This is a genomic window from uncultured Clostridium sp. (assembly GCF_937920395.1).
GTDB lineage: Bacteria > Bacillota > Clostridia > Clostridiales > Clostridiaceae > Clostridium_AD.
Map to the genome: position 1 here is coordinate 23,157 of NZ_CALEVF010000239.1, position 15,255 is coordinate 38,411.

Genomic DNA, 15,255 nt, shown 5'->3' on the forward strand with positions numbered 1-15,255 from the left:
TTTAATCTTCTTATAGAAGCGTCATTCCTGTAGGCTCCGCGCCAATAGAAATGGCTTTTTTATTTTCTGTTACTTTATCAATTCTAAAAAGTAAATTATTATAATTATCCCCTACATACAAATATTTTTCATCCTCCATTATGCCTCTAGGCATTCCCCCAACTTCAATTTTTTTTATCTCTTTGTAATTGTTTATATCTAATATACTCACTGTACCCTCTCCAAAATTTGATACATAACAGTATTTCCCACTGCAATACATATCCACAGGTGAATTCCCAACAGGTATTTTATTTAATACATTATAATTTTTCAATGAAATAATACTAATACATCCCTTATTGTTCATACCTATATTACTCTCACAAACTAAAATATAATTCCCATCTGGAGTAATTACAGCTTTAGTAGGATATGCTCCTACTCTAATTTCTTTAATACTACCATTTTGAGCACAATCTACTAATGTTATGCTATCACTATTCATATTTGCTACTATAATAAGTTCCTTTTTTTTGCAAATGTAAATGCTATGGGGTGAATTTCCACAAGGAATTGCTTCTACAATGTTTTTTTTCTCTAAATCAAAAACAATTATATCATCAGAGTCTCCACAAATAACATAGGCCTTATTATCATAAACTGATAAATCATTACAGTGCATGCCTACAAAATAAGTCTCTATTTCATGATTATTGGTATTAACAATAGAAATACTATTATCATAACTATTAGCTGTTAATATTTTATTTTCATAAACATATATGCCATGAGGACCAATTCTTTTGAGATTTTGTTTATCCAGATATATCTTTTCTTCTTCTACAAACAAGTCTAGGTTAACATTTGATATGCAATCTGATGAAGTACTACATATATACAAGTTTCTCAAATTCTTCACCTCCTCATATCCATAATATGAAGATAGTTATAATCTGCTAACATTGTTTTGTAAAAATTAATTTCTTGAAAATAATGTACTTCATAGTATATAATCATTAGTATGATTAATATATTTTTAAAAGATGGAGGAATAAAATATGAATAGTTATAAACCAAAAGGCGTTTGTTCAAGAAATATAGAATTTGAAATAGTTGATAATAAAATATCTGAAGTTTCTTTTACAGGCGGATGTGCAGGTAATTTACTTGGAATTTCAACCCTAGTAAAAGGAATGGATGTTCAAGAAGCTATAAAAAAACTTAAAGGTATTAAATGTGGTAACAAAAGCACTTCTTGCCCTGATCAATTAGCAATAGCGCTTGAAGAATTCGTTGCAAATGCTTAATTAATGTATATAAAGAGACAAGGCTCATATTATTTAATAATATGAGCCTTGTCTCTTTTAAAAGATTTTAATGGCCGTGAATATTTCGTATTATTTTCCTCATATCTCCCACCATGTATAAAGATCCTGATATTAATAATAAATCATCATCTTCACAGTAACTTAATGCTCTTTTGTAAGCCAACTCGTAATCTTCAATTGACTCACATTTTGATGTGTACTTTTCTACTTGGACTTTCAATTCCTGTGAAAGTTCTGCTCGTATACTGTGTGGAGTAACAGTAATAACTCTATCTACTTTTGGAACTATAGTTTTTATCATTTCTTCAACTTGTTTATCTGCTAGAATTCCTAAAATCAATATAATCTTATTGTAATTAAAATACATGTCAATACTTTCTGTAAGGTTTTTAATACCATCTATATTATGAGCGCCATCTATAACAACTAAAGGGCCTCTATTCATCACCTCAAGCCTTGCAGGCCACACGACATTTGTAAGTCCAACTAATATATTGTCTTTACTAACATCGACGCCTTGGCCTCTAAGAGCCTCTATAGCATGCACTGCTACTGAGCAATTTAGTAATTGATGTTTACCTAAAAGTGCTAAATTGATAATATAATCATTATTTAAAGTTTTTATTTTTATTTTTTGAGTTATAGCATTATGTTTATAAGGCACTTGTCCTTCCATTAATGTGACTGCAACATTTTTTAAATTTTTTTTGCCCAAATATACAGCTGAATCTCCAGGTACTTTTATTAATCGACATTTTTTTTCTCTACATTTTTTATCTATCACATCGTAACTTTGCTTTTTCTGTGGATACATAACTACAGGAACGCCGCTTTTAATAATACCTGCCTTTTCATAAGCAATCTTTTCCAAAGTATCACCAAGTATTAACGTATGATCAAGACTTATGGATGTTATAATACTTAGAATAGGTGTAATTACATTTGTTGAATCAAGCCTTCCTCCAAGCCCAACTTCGATAACCGCAAAATCTATATTTTTTTTATAAAAATATAAAAATGCTGCACAAGTAATAATTTCAAATTCTGTTGGATTAATGTATCCGAGTTCCACTACCTTTTTTACAGCTTTTGAAACCTCTGTTATAATATCACTTAAATCATCTTTAGAAATATTTTTATTGTTTATTTGTATCCTTTCTTCAAATTCTTCAATAAATGGTGATATATATGAACCTACCGTGTAACCGGCATCCACAAGAATACTAGTAACCATTGCTGAGGTAGACCCCTTTCCATTAGTACCTGCAATATGTATACACTTTAATTTTTTATGTGGATTTCCTAAAAGTTCTAATAATTTTTCAGTTCTATCAAGCCCAAGTTTGCTACCAAACTTAGCTGTATTTGTTATATAAGATCTAGCCTCATCATAATTCATGCTAATCATTCCTTTCAACCCTAAATACTTTCTATTAAATTCTATACCAACTTAGATACAGTTACCAATCTTTTATTGTAAATAATTATAATATTTATTTCTATTGTAACAAATACAACTGTAGATTAAATAAAAAAAGAAAAAGAGTGATAAATAATGCTATCACTCTTCCATGGACATTTTCTTTACTACATACTTTTCAATTATTTAAATAAATGACAAGCTACAGAATGTCCTGGTTTAATCTCTTTTAGTTCTGGTGTTTCATTTTTGCAACAATCCATAGCATATTTACATCTTTGAATAAATCCACACCCCGGTTTAGTGTTTATTGGGCTTGGAACTTCACCCTCTAGCATAATCCTATTTTTATTCTTAGATTCAATAGGATCAGCAACGGGAATAGCTGATAATAACGCCTTAGTATATGGATGTAATGGATCCTCATATAGAACTCCACTTGGAGCAATTTCTACAAGCTTTCCTAGATACATTACGCCAACTCTATCAGATATATGCTTAACCATAGATAAATCATGTGCTATAAATAAATAAGTTAAGCCAAGTTCTTTTTGAAGTTTTATTAATAGATTAACAACTTGTGCTTGAATAGAAACATCCAAAGCAGAAATAGGTTCATCACATACAATAAATTTAGGTTCTATAGCAAGTGCTCTTGCTATTCCTATTCTTTGCCTCTGACCACCAGAAAATTCATGCGGGAATCTAGATGCATGCTCCTTATTTAATCCAACCATTTCAAGAACTTTCTGGATTTTTTCTGCTTTCTTCTTTCCAGTATAGAGTTTGTGTATATCTATACCTTCACCTACAATATCTCCAACAGTCATTCTAGGGTTTAATGATGCATAAGGATCTTGAAATATTATTTGTGCATGCCTACAAAAGTCACGTTTTGCTTTACCCTTAAGTCCATGTATATTTACACCATTAAATATTACTTCTCCTGAAGTTGCTGGATATAGTCCCATTACAGTTCTTCCACACGTGGTTTTACCGCAACCAGATTCACCAACAAGTCCTAATGTTTCCCCTTTTTTAATTGTAAAAGAAACGTCATCAACAGCTTTAAGCGTTTCGTTTTTCCCAACTTCAAAATATTTTTTTAAATTTTTAACTATAATTAAATCTTCACTTTTATTTTCAGCCATTAATTTATACCTCCAATTTCAAAAGGCACTTCTACTTTAGGTGCATTCGGATGTTGTAACCAACATAAAGCCTCATGAGTACCCGTAATTATAGTAGCTTCTGGCATTTCTTGTTTACATATTTCCATAGCATATTCACATCTTGGAGCAAATGGACAACCAACTGGTGGTTTAACCAAATCAGGTGGAGTTCCCTTGATAGAATACAAATCATCTTTATGACCTGTTTCTAATCTAGGCACCGATTGAAGAAGTGCCCATGTATATGGATGTTTCGGATTATAAAATATTTCATCCGTATTTCCTCTCTCAATTATCTTACCTGCATACATAACTTGTATTCTATCTGCGACATCTGCAACTACACCTAAATCATGTGTAATCAAGACAACAGCTGTACCCAGTTTATTCTGTAGTTCCTTTATAAGGTCCATTATTTGTGCTTGAATTGTAACATCTAGTGCAGTTGTAGGTTCATCTGCTACAAGAATTTTAGGAGAACATGCAAGCGCAATAGCAATCATTGCACGTTGCCTCATTCCACCAGAAAATTCATGTGGATATTGTTTAACTCTTCTCTCTGCATTTGGAATGTTAACAAGTTTTAACATTTTTATAGCTTCATCCATAGCCTCATGTTTTTTCATATTTCTATGAATTATTAAACTTTCTGCTATCTGTTTTCCAATAGTCATAGTAGGATTCAAAGAAGTCATAGGATCTTGGAAAATCATGCTGATTTCAGCACCTCTAAAATGCCTTAATTCTTCCTCTTTCATTTTTAAAATATCATTACCATTATATAATATTTCAGAACCATCTTTAATCTCACCCGGTGGAGTTTGTATTAATCTCATAAGTGATTTAGCTGTTACTGTTTTTCCACAACCAGATTCTCCTACCACCGCAAGAGTTTCACCTTCATTTACTTCAAAGCTTATTCCTCTTACAGATTGAACTTCTCCAGCATATGTGTGATATGAAACTCGTAAATTTTTAACTTCAAGTAACTTTGTCATGTGCTCAACCCTCCTTACTGTCTAAGTTTTGGATCAAGAGCATCTCTTAAACCATCACCAAGTAAATTAAATGCTAACATTGTTATACTTATTGCTATTGCTGGAAATATGAATTCAGAAGGGCGGAACATCATCTGACTTTGACCAGCAAAAATTAATGCTCCCCAACTAGTTTTAGGGGATTGGATACCAAGCCCAAGAAAGCTTAGAAATGCTTCATCAAAAATAAAAGCTGGTATATCCATAGACATATAAACAAGTATAACTCCAATTGTATTAGGAATTAAATGTTTTGCGATAATTCTAGTTGGACTAGCACCTAGTGCTCTAGCAGCTAAAACATATTCAGATTCTTTTAGTTGCATAACCTGTCCTCTTATCAAACGAGCAATACCTGTCCATCCAGTAATACAAAGCGCAATAATTATTGTTCCCTCTCCTGCTGGCAATACTAGTAACAATAAAATAACAACAATAAGATATGGAACGCTTACAATTACTTCAACTATTCTCATAAGTATTGTGTCAACCATGCCACCAAAATAACCACATATACCACCATATACACATCCAACAAGAAGTTCAATTAATGTACCTATAAAACCAATTCTTAAAGATACTCTTGCACCCATCCATAATCTTGCAAACATATCTCTTCCTAAATTATCAGTTCCAAACCAATGTTTTGCCATTGGTCCTTTATCTAAAAGGTCATAATTTTGAGTTTGATAATTAACAGATGAAATCATTGGTCCAATAATTGACATAATTATAACTACTATCAAAAGTACCATAGAAACCATGGCAACCTTATTTTTCTTAAGTCTTCTCCATGCATCTTGCCAATAACTTACATTAGGCCTTACCATAACATCTAAATCTTTCTTCGAATACCCTATAATATTAAATAAATCTTTGCTATATTTTTTCATGCCTTCTCTCCTTACCCTTTCCTTTGAGTTAATTTAATTCTAGGATCAACTAAAACGTAAACTATATCTACAATAAGTAAAGAAACAATGTACAAGAAAGCAAAAAACACAGTTAATGACATTACTACAGTATAATCTCTATTAGAAATTGCAGAAACTAACTCTCTACCTAGTCCTGGCACACTGAATATACTCTCTACAACTAAAGAACCTGTGATTACATATGCTATTCTAGGTCCTATCATTGTAACTACTGGTAATATGGCATTTCTTATAATATGTTTCCATACTAAAGATAACTTACCAACCCCTTTTGACTTTGCAGTCAAAACATAGTCTTGATTAATTACTTCAAGTACTGAAGTTCTCATAAACCTTGCATTTGATGCAAGACCCGCCATTGCAAGTGCTATCGATGGCAATAATGAATATCTATATATATTGAATAGACTGCTATCAGACCATCCCGCTATTTTCAAACCAAATTTTGCACCTAGTCCATATTGTAAAAGGATTGCTAAAACAAAGCCTGGAACACAAACCCCAATAAGCGCTATAAATATTACGGTATAATCTACCCATGTATTCCTCTTAAACGCCGCAATTATACCTAAAGTTATTCCGAAAATAATTCCTATTCCTACTGCTTGAAGAGCTAATCTTAATGAAACTGGAAACTCTTTTGAAATAATATCATTTACTTTTTGACCTGGATAATGTATTGACATTCCTAGGTCCCCGTGTACTAAATTCTTAATATATGTACCATATCTTACATACTCTGGTTGATCTAGTTGATACTTTTTCATAATTTCTGCAGCTACTTTTTTATCAAGAACTTTACCTGCTGAAGCAGATATAGGATCTCCTGGTATAGCATTTATTAGAACAAAAGTAATAGTCGCAACAACCCAAAGTGTAATGATCATATAGCCAATCCTCTTTATTATATATTTAGCCATACAAATTTCTCCTCCTGTCATAAAATTACTGCAACAAAGCCTAATTGACTCTGTTGCAGCATTTAATTAAAATATAATGCTACTATTTACCTGAAATATATGCTGTTTTAAGGTCATAGTATCCACCAAATATTGGTACATACATTCCTTTTAAATAAGTCTGCATGAATGAATCAACTTGTTTGTAGTAGTATGGAGAAACTGCAGCATCTTTAGCTACAAGAAGATCTTCTGCTTGTTTAAATATAGCTACCCTTTTCTTAGAATCTAATTCTGTTTTTCCTTTTTCAACTAGAGCATCATATGCTGGGTTATTATATTTACCATTGTTATTTCCATTTTTCGATGTAAATATATTAAAGAAAGAAATAACATCATTATAATCAGCACCCCAACCACCAGAGCAAAGATCAAATTGACCAAGTGATCTAGCTTTAAAATATGAAGGAGAATCTACTGCATAGGTGATTGAAACATTTATTCCAAGATTTTTCTTATATTGAGATTGAATAAATTGAGCTTGAGCTGTTGTTATTGAAGTTGCTTTTCCCATTAATAACTTTAAAGTAACCTTTGATGGATCTGAACTTAAACCCGCTTCTTTTAATCCCGCAGCTAAAAGTGTTTTTGGATCATCTTTAACAGTTTTTAATGCTTCTGGTACTACTTTTCTAAACTCTTCATTACCAACCATTATCTTACTAGGAACTATACCCTCAGCAACATAATGTTTTTTAAATACTGTATTTATTTGAACTTGTCTATCATAAGCAAGTGATAGAGCTAATCTTAGCTTAGCATTTGATAATGCTTTTGTTTTATTATTAAATATAAAGTAATATACTGATGGATCGTTACCCTTCAAATAAGAAATATCACCTGCTGCCGCTTTAGCTTGTAGTGGTTTAAGGTAATCTGTAGCTCCTACAATCATATCAAGTTCTTGAGCAGCAAACATCTTGTTATAAGTAGCTGGTTCATCAATTACCTGAGCATTAACTGTTGTTAATTTAACATTTGTTGCATCCCAATAGTTTGCATTTTTTGTATAAACAACTTTAGCACTCTTTACATGATCTGAAACTATAAATGGTCCATTATAAGCCATTCCTTTAAAATCTTGACCATATTGGTCTCCTAATTTTTTAACTATATCTTCTCTTTGTGGAACTAATCCTTTAAAATTCAATGTAGTTTCAAAATAAGCACTTGGTGATTTAAGTGTAACCTCAAATGTATTGTCATCAATAGCTTTAACTCCCAAATCGCTTGGTTTAGCTACTCCTGTTTCTGTTGCGCCCTTAACCCCCATTTCATTAAGAAATCCAAGATAATCTTGACTTATTTTTGGATTAGCAAGCCTTTGCCATCCGTATACATAATCTTGAGCTCTAACTGCCTTTCCATCAGACCACTTACTAGCTCTTATATGGAAAGTGTAAACTTTATGGTCAGCACTAATTGTCATCTTATCAGCACCTGCAAGAATACTTACAACCTTACCGTCCTTTGATACTTCTCTCATTAGTCCTTCATCAACATTTGTAAGTGTAGTAAATGATTCCATGTCACTTATTACTGCTGGATCGAGTGATGTGTAATCATACCCTAAAATGTTTGCTGTTTGATCAGCATCAAGTTTCGCTGTTGTTGATTTTGTAGTACTTGCACTATCTCCACTTTTCGCTCCGCAACCTACTAATGCCACACTTAACACTAAGACTACAATAAGTACTGAAACAATCTTCTTACTTTTCATTAAAAATCCCCCCTTAATTAATAAATAATTACTTCTAACTAAATGAATATCCTTCTCAAGAAAATTACAGAAAAAGAGTACCAAATTTAGCTTCTCATACTCTAAAAAATCTACTTACATTAAAAATATTCATTGAAATGCAAATTTAGGTTGTCGAGCTCCGTACGTCACTTAATTCTATAATTTGAATGTGAAGCAAATTAATTATTTAATTTTTGTAATATTTAATATTATTAGAATAATAGCAAACAAATAAATAAATGTCAATGCAATATTTTTAATTTAATATCATATCTCTTCATATTATTTATAGTTTGTTTGTATATTATTTCTACTTTATTCATATTACTTATATATTATGCATAAAAAAATTATTTAATAATGTTTATGTGTATTTTTATTCAATTGCATATTAGATAATACTAAATTTAATACTCCTTATTCCATATTACTATATATAAATTAAGTAAGAACTTTATACTTATTTATTATTGTTAATATCTTTCATAAGTTTCAAAGTCATGAATCTTTTGTAATCAATATTTTCAATATTCTTTTTTTTAAAAATATTGAATTTTTCCATTCAAAACTATATTTTTTAGTATAACCTTATATCTTTCTTACTACAACAAAAAAATATAAAATAGACATTACTTGAATGTCTATTCTATATTTAGCAGTTCTCTCTATAAAAATATATGTTAATTTTAATATAAGATTTTACTTCAAATTTTCTATACTTAAAATTACTGCATTATACATTTCCTTATATTTTTCACCTTTCGCTTTCTCCTCATCTACTACTTCAACTGGAGCTTTAGCTGTGAATCTTTCATTACAAAGCTTTTTCTCTACCCTATCTATTTCTTTTTTAAGTTTATCTTTTTCTTTATTTAATCTTTCTAATTCTTTTTCTAAATCTACAAGTTCAAGTAATGGCATATATATTTCAGCACCTTTAGTAACTACTGTAACTACATTTTCAGGTGATTGTGATTTAGATTGTAAAAACTTAACTTCGCTTGCTGATGCAAGTTTTTGAAAATATACCATACCTTCTTCAAATGCTTCTTTTGCTTCTATGGCATATATAAACACTTTGGCTTTTCTTGAAGGCGCTACATTCATTCCTACCCTAGCATTTCTTACGTCTTTTATTGCTTCTATAATATAGTTCATTTTTTCTTCTGATTTTTCGTCTTTAAGAGACTCATCAAATTCAGGCCATTTAGAGATTGTTATGGATTCATATTCATTATCTAAATGAGTATAAATTTCTTCTGTTATAAACGGCATAACTGGGTGAAGCAATTTAAGTCCTGTTTTAAGTACCTTATTAAGTATATTTAATACTACACCTTTAGCCTCACAATCCTGCGCATATAATACTGGTTTAACAAGTTCAATATACCAATCACAGAATTCTGTCCACATAAAATCATGAGTCTTTTGAAGTGCTATTCCAATTTCATATTTCTCAATATTTTCTGTAACTTCTTTAGTCACAGTATTCATTCTTGATAATATCCACTTATCTGCAACTGTGTAGTTTTTACTCTCTTTATATTTAGCCATTAATTCCTCGTTATTGTTCATCATAACAAATCTAGATGCATTCCAAATTTTATTAGCAAAATTTCTTGCTGCCTCAACTCTTGACTCATAAAATCTTATATCACTTCCTGGTGAATTTCCTGTTGCAAGTGAAAATCTTAATGCATCTGCTCCATATTGGTCTATTACATCCAGTGGATCAATACCGTTTCCTAAAGACTTAGACATCTTTCTACCTTGATCATCACGAACCATACCGTGCATTACTACTGTTTCAAATGGTACTTCCCCTAAATTATATATTCCTGAAAAAATCATTCTTGCAACCCAGAAGAATATAATATCATATCCCGTTACTAAAACGCTTGTTGGATAAAATTGTTTGAGATCTTCTGTATTATTTGGCCAACCAAGTGTTGAAAAAGGCCATAATGCTGAGCTAAACCAAGTATCAAGTACATCTTTGTCTTGGTTAAGATTTGTACTATTACATTTGCTGCAGTTTGTTGGAGCGTTAACTGTTACTATAACTTCTCCACAATCTTTACAATACCATACTGGAATTCTATGACCCCACCATAATTGCCTTGATATACACCAATCTTGAATGTTCTCCATCCAATTAAAGTATGTCTTTTCAAACCTTTCAGGGACAAACTTGGTTTTCTTTTCCCTTACCGCATCGATTGCTGGCTTTGCAAGAGATTCCATTTTAACGTACCATTGCTCAGATAACATTGGCTCTACAGTTGTTTTACATCTATCGTGAGTACCTACATTATGAGCATGGTCTTTTATTTTAACAAGTAGACCAGCCTTATCTAAATCTTCTACCATTACCTTTCTTGCCTCATATCTATCGAGACCTGAATATTTTCCGTAACCTTCACAAATAGCTGCATTTTCATTTAAAACTACTATTTCTGCTAGGTTATGTCTTTTGCCTATTTGGTAATCATTAGGATCATGTGCTGGAGTAATTTTAACAGCTCCTGTTCCAAACTCTATATCAACATAATCATCTGCAACTATTGGTATTTCTCTGTTTACTAGTGGAAGCATTATTGTTTTGCCCACTAAGTGCGTATAACGAGGATCTTTAGGATTTACTGCAACAGCTGTATCTCCAAGCATAGTTTCTGGCCTTGTAGTAGCTATTTCTAAAAATTTGTCAGTTCCTACTATTGGATATTTTATATGCCAAAAATGACCCTCTTGTTCTTCAAACACTATTTCAGCATCTGAAATTGCTGTCATGCATTTAGGACACCAGTTAGTTATTCTATTTCCCTTATAAATAAGTCCATCATTATATAATTTAACAAAAACTTCTCTTACTGCATGATTTAGATTTTCATCCATAGTAAAACTTTCACGGGTAAAATCAACAGAGCATCCCATTTTTCTTATTTGACCTCTAATTTTTGCTCTATACTCATTAGTCCAATCCCATACTTTTTCAAGGAAAGCCTCTCTTCCCATTTCTTTTTTCTTAAGACCTTGTTTTAAGAGTTCATTTTCAACCTTAACTTCTGTTGCAATACTAGCATGATCCTCACCTGGAAGCCACAATGTGTTATACCCTTGCATTCTTTTAGTTCTTATTAAAATATCTTGAAGAGTATTATCAAGAGCATGACCTAAATGTAATTTTCCTGTAATATTTGGTGGTGGCATTACAATTGTGAACGGTTTTTTATCTTTATCAACTTTTGGTGTAAAAAAACCTTTTTCTTCCCACCATGCATAAAGTCTTTCTTCAAAGTCTTTCGGATTATAATTTTTATCAATATTTTTATTTTCTTCCATATTAACTCCTCCTAAATATATTTACCAAATTGATTTTTTAGCTCCAATTTTTAGACAATAAAAAAAGAGCCTTCGTCTGTAAAAGGACGAAAAGCTCCGCGGTACCACCTTTTTTCCTACAAAATTGCAGGCTCTTTATAATTTAACGATTAAGAAAACCGTCTTATACCCTCTATTCATAAATACATGAATGTGGCAAAGAAACTCCGAAGCAACCTTCAAGGTTTTTCATATAAAAGATCTTACAGCCTATGGATCTTTCTCTCTTAATACTAATTTCCTTTACTCCTCTTCATCTAAGCTTTTATATATTTTATTAATATATTATGTATTTGTTATACTCATTATACAATATATTATGTATTTGTTATATAGTATTTAATTTTTATTATACCTTTTAATTTTTATATGTCAAGATATTAAATTTACACCTTAACTTAAATATAAAATGTCACATTTACATTGTTTTTCATATTATATAATCATAACTACTATATAATATGGAGGTATCTATGAAGATTAAAAAAATGTCGATTTTTTCGTTGCTTCTCTCGCTTGCATTAATAACTACATTATTTTCTGGTTGTGCACAAAAATCTACCACTACCCCTCTCGTAAAAGTAAAATTAAATGAAGTGGTACGTTCTATTTTTTATGCTCCTATGTATGCAGCTATTGCACAAGGTTACTTTAAAGAAGAAGGACTTAATATTGAACTTTCCACTGGTCAAGGTGCAGATAAAACTATGCAACAAGTCCTAAGTAAAGCTTCTGATATCGGTCTTGCAGGTCCAGAACAGGTCGTTTACATCTACAATCAGCATCGAACAGACTACCCAGTTCTTTTTGCACAATTAACACAAAAGGATGGATCATTCCTAGTATCTAGAAAAGCCGAGACAAACTTTAAATGGGAATCCTTAAAAGGCAAAACTATAATAGGTGGAAGACCTGGCGGAGTACCCGAAATGGCCCTTGAATATGTTTTAAATAATCACGGTCTAAAACCTGGGGTTAATGTAAATCTTGTTACAAATCTTGCTTTCACAGCTACTGCTGGTGCTTTTAAAGCCGGAACAGGCGATTATGTTGCTCTTTTTGAGCCTACTGCTAGTACTTTAAAGACTAATAACTCTGGAAATATTGTTGCATCCGTTGGTGAATCTGCTGGAACCATTCCTTATACCTGCTTTTTTGCCACAAAATCTTATATAACAAAGAATCCAGCTGTAATGCAGAAATTCACTAATGCAATATACAAAGGTCAAAAATGGGTAAATAGCCATTCTGACAAAGACGTGATTACTTCAATTAAATCTTACTTCCCTGGTACAGATGAGGCTGTACTTATTTCATCTATTAAAAACTACAGAAATATTAATGCTTTCTCAACAAACCCAACATTAACTACAGAAAACTTAACGAAACTTATGGATGTAATTCAATCTTACAAAGCATCACTAATACCAACAAGACCAAGCTTTGATACAATAGTTAACACTACATTTAGTAAGAAAGCAGTAACAACTATAAAATAAATATAAAACTATACTGTGAAGGTTCGACATTTATGATGTTCTGATAGTAGACCATTCGTTGACAGCATCTAAGTTTGTTCCATGAAATATTTCCTAACGCACTTATTCGACGTCCTGTCTCAAAAGTGCTAACAGCCCGTCCTGGGCTGTTTACGTAAATTTTCACTACACAAACTAAGCTTCTGTAAAACTCATTATATACTATCTTTCTCACACATAAATACCGAACCTTCATAATTATAATTTACTAATACATATTTACATACATAGTTAAAGGAAATCCGATACGCTGCTGGTATGATACCTATCCTTTAAATTTAATATTGGCGAAGCAAGAATTTCTAAATGAAATTTCAATGTTTCTACACTTCCTATTTTAAGTCACTTCCGGAAAAATTTCATACTTCTAATGTGTATCTGTCACCCAAGGAGAAAATCTTGCGTGACATTAAAACAAAATGATCCGATAACTAAACATGGATTTAAAAAGGCAGTGATGTTAAAATATTTTTCGCAAATAAACCATATCAACAAGTTGGACACCATTTTCAAAAATAGGTTTATCGTAGTTGTCTATAAAGAAGTTTTTTACTTTATGGGATATCTTAAATCCACACTGTTCATAAAAAGGAATTGTCATACCACTATCTCCAGTACCTACAATCATCGTTTTGCACTTTTCTTTATAATGTTCAAATATATAATTCACCAAACTACCTCCATATCCTTGTCCCTTATATTTTTCGTATGTAGCTAAATTCTTCAATTCATATTCATTATTATCTTCTTTTGTTACGACGCAAACACTTTTCAGCTCTCCATCATATAATGCAAACATATCTCCCTTATATAAATACTTATCAATCATACTTTTCTGTTCATCTGCTAAAAGCAATAAATCCAGAAATTCTTTTTTATTATTCTCTATAATTCTTACTTCCATATAATCCTCCTGTTATATAAAATCACAATTATGATTTCTTTAAAGCATACCATAATCTAGCATATATATATCCTATCTAGAAGCAAATCTATGTTTAATTAACCATGTCTTAGCAAAGTCAACTCCCTCTTTCATTTCAAATAACGTGCATTCTGCATTACCAACCATGCCTTTTTGTATATTAAAATTATTCTCAAAGTCTTTTCCAATTAGCATAAAATCTTCTGTATCATACTCATAATCCTCAAACCATTTCCAGCACCGCTCACCATTCTCAAATATTGCAGTACCTATACGTTCTTTAGGCATTTCATTTATAAGTGATTCTGAAAGATGAAAACATGTGCAAGAATTATATTCTACTCCGAGTAAAAGAACTTTTGCTTTTAAATTATACATTTTGCCAAGTGGGGAATCCATACCAAGTGATGGAGTCAATGAGTGATTTCTAGTAATATGCATTGCATCTCTTCCATTTGCACTAAATGATAAATGCGGATGATTCGACCGTACTGTCCTCGGAAATGTTCTAAATACTTCTGCAATGCTTCCCATTCCTCGTGTTGGTGAAACTTCAGGGTCAAATGCAGGCATATTATCATATATTGTTTGTATCCACTCTTTTGGCACTGGTGGTTTGCTCCACTGCGCAGGGTCACTCCACTCTCCACTATGGGCTGGCATAACCAATGTTCCATCACTTCCCAAAACATTCATTAATGCAGTTATTACAGTCTGAGCCCCACCACAAACCCATCCTAGACTTGACAATGATGAATGAACTAATAAAATATCACTGCTATTTATACCGGAATTTGTCAACATAGTTGTCGCATTTTTTAATTTCAACCTTTTTAT

General features: G+C 31.6%; 12 protein-coding genes and 1 other annotated feature. Of the genes, 2 read left to right on the forward strand and 10 right to left on the reverse strand.

Annotation, left to right across the window (positions count from 1 at the left end; all coding sequences use genetic code 11):
* Positions 1-10 precede the first annotated feature (10 nt).
* A complete protein-coding gene (locus tag Q0649_RS15585) occupies positions 11-892 on the reverse strand; it encodes a YncE family protein (protein ID WP_298844109.1) in 882 nt (293 codons plus the stop codon).
* A gap of 148 nt (positions 893-1,040) precedes the next feature.
* On the opposite strand from Q0649_RS15585, the gene Q0649_RS15590 reads away from it, so the two are divergent.
* The gene (locus Q0649_RS15590; protein WP_298844111.1) at positions 1,041-1,289 is read left to right on the forward strand and encodes a TIGR03905 family TSCPD domain-containing protein; all 249 of its coding nucleotides are present in this window, start codon (positions 1,041-1,043) and stop codon (positions 1,287-1,289) included.
* Positions 1,290-1,356: 67 nt separating this feature from the next.
* Here Q0649_RS15590 and Q0649_RS15595 read toward each other — a convergent pair whose 3' ends face one another.
* The 7 genes from Q0649_RS15595 to Q0649_RS15625 form a co-directional block, all read right to left on the reverse strand.
* Positions 1,357-2,709, reverse strand: a complete 1,353-nt coding sequence (locus Q0649_RS15595) for a folylpolyglutamate synthase/dihydrofolate synthase family protein (RefSeq protein WP_298844138.1) — start codon at positions 2,707-2,709, stop codon at positions 1,357-1,359.
* Between the two features lie 203 nt (positions 2,710-2,912).
* The gene (locus tag Q0649_RS15600; protein WP_298844114.1) at positions 2,913-3,881 is read right to left on the reverse strand and encodes an ABC transporter ATP-binding protein; all 969 of its coding nucleotides are present in this window, start codon (positions 3,879-3,881) and stop codon (positions 2,913-2,915) included.
* Positions 3,881-4,900 carry an ABC transporter ATP-binding protein gene (locus Q0649_RS15605; protein WP_298844118.1) on the reverse strand — a complete coding sequence of 340 codons (1,020 nt, stop codon included), beginning with the start codon at positions 4,898-4,900 and terminating at the stop codon, positions 3,881-3,883. Before Q0649_RS15605 ends, Q0649_RS15600 begins: the two co-directional genes overlap by 1 nt.
* A 14-nt stretch (positions 4,901-4,914) precedes the next feature.
* Positions 4,915-5,832 carry an ABC transporter permease gene (locus Q0649_RS15610; RefSeq protein WP_298844120.1) on the reverse strand — a complete coding sequence of 306 codons (918 nt, stop codon included), beginning with the start codon at positions 5,830-5,832 and terminating at the stop codon, positions 4,915-4,917.
* A gap of 11 nt (positions 5,833-5,843) precedes the next feature.
* Complete coding sequence (locus Q0649_RS15615) at positions 5,844-6,794, reverse strand: ABC transporter permease (protein ID WP_298844123.1); 951 nt, start codon at positions 6,792-6,794, stop codon at positions 5,844-5,846.
* A gap of 82 nt (positions 6,795-6,876) precedes the next feature.
* Positions 6,877-8,553: a peptide ABC transporter substrate-binding protein gene (locus tag Q0649_RS15620; RefSeq protein ID WP_298844125.1), complete on the reverse strand. Its 1,677-nt coding sequence runs from the start codon at positions 8,551-8,553 to the stop codon at positions 6,877-6,879.
* Positions 8,554-9,273: 720 nt separating this feature from the next.
* A complete protein-coding gene (locus tag Q0649_RS15625) occupies positions 9,274-11,916 on the reverse strand; it encodes a valine--tRNA ligase (protein WP_298844127.1) in 2,643 nt (880 codons plus the stop codon).
* A 79-nt stretch (positions 11,917-11,995) separates the two neighbouring features.
* Positions 11,996-12,224 (reverse strand) — a binding site (T-box leader).
* Between the two features lie 204 nt (positions 12,225-12,428).
* On the opposite strand from Q0649_RS15625, the gene Q0649_RS15630 reads away from it, so the two are divergent.
* Complete coding sequence (locus Q0649_RS15630; RefSeq protein ID WP_298844129.1) at positions 12,429-13,454, forward strand: ABC transporter substrate-binding protein; 1,026 nt, start codon at positions 12,429-12,431, stop codon at positions 13,452-13,454.
* A 499-nt stretch (positions 13,455-13,953) separates the two neighbouring features.
* On the opposite strand, the gene Q0649_RS15635 is transcribed toward Q0649_RS15630, so the two are convergent.
* On the reverse strand, positions 13,954-14,397 hold the full coding sequence (locus Q0649_RS15635) for a GNAT family N-acetyltransferase (protein WP_298844131.1): 444 nt from the start codon (positions 14,395-14,397) through the stop codon (positions 13,954-13,956).
* A 72-nt stretch (positions 14,398-14,469) separates the two neighbouring features.
* The coding region (locus tag Q0649_RS15640) for an aminoglycoside N(3)-acetyltransferase (protein WP_298844132.1) at positions 14,470-15,255 on the reverse strand (786 nt) is incomplete at its 5' end.